Source organism: Agromyces humi (assembly GCF_009720255.1).
GTDB lineage: Bacteria > Actinomycetota > Actinomycetes > Actinomycetales > Microbacteriaceae > Agromyces > Agromyces humi.
In genome coordinates this window covers 1-3248 of record NZ_WJSP02000396.1, presented here as the reverse complement: position 1 = coordinate 3248, position 3248 = coordinate 1, and the positions used below count along the sequence as shown (strand labels likewise).

Here is a 3248-nt window from a genome sequence, read left to right as displayed (position 1 = left end):
CGCGACCGCCGGCCGGTCGTCCCTCGCGGATACAGTAGGCGGGTGACCTCCCCCGACGCGCCCGCCGTTCGCGCGCGCTCCTGGTGGGTGCGTCTCGCGCTGGTCGGGGCGGCCGGCGGGCTGCTCTCGGGGGCGTTCGGCGTCGGTGGCGGCATCCTCATGGTCCCGCTCCTCATCACCTTCGCCGGCATGGACCAGCGTCGTGCGTCGGCCACGTCGCTCGCCGCCATCGTGCCCGCCGCGATCGCCGGCTCGATCACCTACTTCGCCAACGGCGAGATCGACCTCGTGGTCGCGCTCATCGTCGCCGTCGGGGGCATCGTCGGGTCGTGGATCGGCACGTGGATGCTCCGCCGGCTGGCCCTCGGCTGGCTGCGCTGGCTGTTCGTGGCGCTCCTCATCGCCGTCGCCGTGCGCATGCTGCTTGTCGCACCCGTGCGTGGCGAGCGCATCGAGCTCGACGTGCTGCCGATCGTCGGCATGGTCGCGCTCGGTCTCGTGATCGGCATCGCGTCGGGCCTGTTCGGGGTCGGCGGCGGCATCATCATGGTTCCGGCGTTCGTGGCGTTCTTCGGCATGAGCGACCTCGTGGCCAAGGGCACGTCGCTCGCGGTGATGATCCCGACCGCCGTGAGCGGCACCGTGGTGAACGCGCGAGCCGGCATCGTCGACCTGCGGGTCGGGCTGGCGGTGGGCATCCCGGCGACGATCGCCTCGTTCGGCGGCGTCGCGATCGCGTTCCTCCTCTCCCCCGAATGGTCGGCGCGGCTGTTCGCGGCGCTCATGGTCGTCGCCGCCGTGCAACTCGCGGTGCGCGCGATCCGGCTCCAGCGGAAGGAGGCCGAGTCGTGACGGTCGAGCCCCTCCGTGCGGCCGGCTGGTACGACGATGAGACGGATGCCGCGTCGCTCCGGTACTGGGACGGCCGCCGCTGGACCCCGCACACGGCCTCGAAGCCGCACGAGCCCCGGGCCACCGCCGACCTCTTCGCGCTCTTCGCGGATGCCGCGCGCGTCGAGCAGCCCCCGAGGATCGACCACACCTCGGCGATCGAGCACACCGCCGTGATCGAGCACACCGCCGTGCTCGAGCAGACCACCGAGCCGCTCGCTCCCGAGCCGGCCGCGCCGGGGAAGCCGCGCCGGCGTCGCCTCGTCGGTGGCGGCCGGTAGCATCCGAGCATGCGATTCCGCTTCACCGCGCCGCTCTGGGAGTGGGGTGCGCAAGGCGGCTGGTTCTTCGTCACCGTGCCCGAGGAGTTCGCCGACGACATCCGCGAGGTGCCGCGAATGCGGCGCGGCTTCGGCGCGGTGCGGGTGCGCGTCACGGTCGGCGCGACCAGCTGGTCGACGTCGATCTTCCCCGACTCCACGCGGGGCAGCTATGTCCTCCCGCTGAAGAAGGCAGTGCGCACCGCCGAGGGCATCGGCGAGGGCGACGACGTCGACATACGGCTCGAGGTGGTCGACGTCTGAACGGCGAGCCGTGAGGTCGGCGCGTCACAGCCGTCGACGCAGTGACTCGGCCTTCCCGGCGAGGTAGCGCTGCTCGGGAGGCCAGGCGCCGGATGCCGCGATCAGCGCCTCCTGCATGGCGTCCTCGCACGCCGCGAAGTCGCCGTAGCGGCGCACGAGCACTGCGAGCGCCGACGGTGCGGCGTCTCGCAGTGCCCGGACGGCGTCGCTCACGGCGTCGCTGGCGTCCCGGCGGCCTCAGAGGTCGCCGCCGCCCGTCATCTCGAGCACGGGGCGCACCTCGATGAGCCCGAATCGGGCCTCGGGGAAGCCGGAGGCGATCTCGACCGCACGCGCCTCGTCGTCCACGTCGACCAGGTAGAAGCCGGCGAGCAGCTCCTTCGTCTCGGCGAAGGGACCGTCGCTGGCCACCGTGCCGCCGTCGTCGTTGGTGACCCGCTTGGCCAGCGAGATGTCGGCGAGCGCCTCGCTCGCAAGGAGCTCGCCGCTGGAGGTCAACTCGCTGCTGATGGCCTGGTAGGAGGAGTAGCCCTCCACCTGCTGCTCGGGCGTGAAGCTCTCCCACACCGCGCGCGACTCGGGGTTGCTATAGATCTGGATGAGGTACTTCATCGGAATTCGCTCCTTCGATCGTTCGTCATCGTCGTTCGTTCGGGAGGCGGACCGCGCTCCCACCAGTATGTCGAGACCGTCGACCGATTCTCGACATCGTCGGGGTACTCGGCGTCCCCCGGTTTCGCGCGGGCTTGACAGGCGGTCCGGGCGCCGAGAGAGTTCGATTGGGGGCTTCCCGTCGAAGGGTAGGGGCGCACATGAGGACGTTCGGTGTCGAAGAGGAGTTCCAGTTCCTGGATCCCGAGACCCTGCGTCCCGCGAACGTGGGGGCGACGGTCCGCGAGCGGCTCTCCCGAGAGCCCGACTGGGCGGGCGTGACCCACAAGGAGTTCCTCGCCTCGCAGGTCGAGCACGCGTCATCCGTGTTCACGACACTCGACGAGGCGCGCGCCGCCCTGCTGGGGTTCCGCCATCGCGTCGCCGACCACGCGGCCCAGCTCGGCGTCGTGGGCGCGAGCCTCGGCACCGCGCCGCAGACCACGCCCTTCCCCGACATCACCGAGGGCGAGCGGTATGCGCGCATCGTCCGCGACCTCGGCGGCCTCATCGCCGACCATCAGGTGAGCGGCCTGCACGTGCACGTGGGCGTTCCCGACCGCGAGGCCGGCGTCATCGCGCTCAATGCGGCGCGGCCGTGGATGCCGCTGCTCACGGCGATCGGCACCAACTCACCGCTGTGGCGCGGCCATGACACAGGTTTCGACAGCTGGCGCACCGTGCTGATGCGCCGCTGGACGACTGCCGGGTGCCCGCCCTCGTTCCTCGACGCCGCGGACTACGACCGACGCACTCGCCAGCTGCTGGGCATCGGGGGCACCGCCGACCTGGCGCTCATCTCGTGGGACGTGCGGCTCTCGGAGCACCTGCCGACGATCGAGTTCCGCATGGGCGACGCGCAGCTCGACGCCGAGAACACCCTGCTGATCACGGCGCTCTCGCGGGCACTCGTCTCGCATGCGCTCGAGGCGCCGGGGGCGACGGATGCCGCGGCCACGGCCTCGGCGGAGGTGCCGCCCGAACTGCTCAGCGCCGCCGTGTTCCACTCCGCGCACCACGGCATGCGCGGCGACGTGTTCGACCCGCTCTCGGGCGCGCTCACCCCCGCGGCCGATGCGCTGCGAGGGTTCGTGCGCCTGCTCGAGCCGCAGCTGACGGAGG

The 3248-nt window shown here is 71.7% G+C and carries 6 protein-coding genes; 4 read left to right on the top strand and 2 right to left on the bottom strand.

Annotated elements, in window-relative coordinates:
• Positions 1-42: 42 nt before the first annotated feature.
• From GH736_RS19765 to GH736_RS19755, 3 genes are read left to right on the top strand one after another with little or no spacing between them, the layout of a single operon-like run.
• Complete coding sequence (locus GH736_RS19765) at positions 43-852, top strand: sulfite exporter TauE/SafE family protein (protein ID WP_159606377.1); 810 nt, start codon at positions 43-45, stop codon at positions 850-852.
• On the top strand, positions 849-1172 hold the full coding sequence (locus GH736_RS19760) for a DUF2510 domain-containing protein (RefSeq protein ID WP_159606375.1): 324 nt from the start codon (positions 849-851) through the stop codon (positions 1170-1172). Before GH736_RS19765 ends, GH736_RS19760 begins: the two co-directional genes overlap by 4 nt.
• A 9-nt stretch (positions 1173-1181) precedes the next feature.
• On the top strand, positions 1182-1475 hold the full coding sequence (locus tag GH736_RS19755) for a DUF1905 domain-containing protein (protein WP_159606373.1): 294 nt from the start codon (positions 1182-1184) through the stop codon (positions 1473-1475).
• A 24-nt stretch (positions 1476-1499) separates the two neighbouring features.
• Here GH736_RS19755 and GH736_RS19750 read toward each other — a convergent pair whose 3' ends face one another.
• Together GH736_RS19750 and GH736_RS19745 are read right to left on the bottom strand one after the other, a co-directional pair.
• Positions 1500-1688: a hypothetical protein gene (locus GH736_RS19750; protein WP_203230868.1), complete on the bottom strand. Its 189-nt coding sequence runs from the start codon at positions 1686-1688 to the stop codon at positions 1500-1502.
• Positions 1689-1712: 24 nt separating this feature from the next.
• On the bottom strand, positions 1713-2087 hold the full coding sequence (locus tag GH736_RS19745; RefSeq protein WP_159606371.1) for a YciI family protein: 375 nt from the start codon (positions 2085-2087) through the stop codon (positions 1713-1715).
• A 200-nt stretch (positions 2088-2287) separates the two neighbouring features.
• On the opposite strand from GH736_RS19745, the gene GH736_RS19740 reads away from it, so the two are divergent.
• Positions 2288-3248, top strand: a 961-nt coding sequence (locus GH736_RS19740) for a carboxylate-amine ligase (RefSeq protein WP_159606369.1), incomplete at its 3' end; no start/stop codon positions are given.

Bases quoted from the DNA above. Each gene is read 5' to 3' on its own strand.
- GH736_RS19755 (WP_159606373.1), top strand. From the start codon at position 1,182: ATGCGATTCCGCTTCACCGCGCCGCTCTGGGAGTGGGGTGCGCAAGGC.
- GH736_RS19745 (WP_159606371.1), bottom strand. From the start codon at position 2,087: ATGAAGTACCTCATCCAGATCTATAGCAACCCCGAGTCGCGCGCGGTG.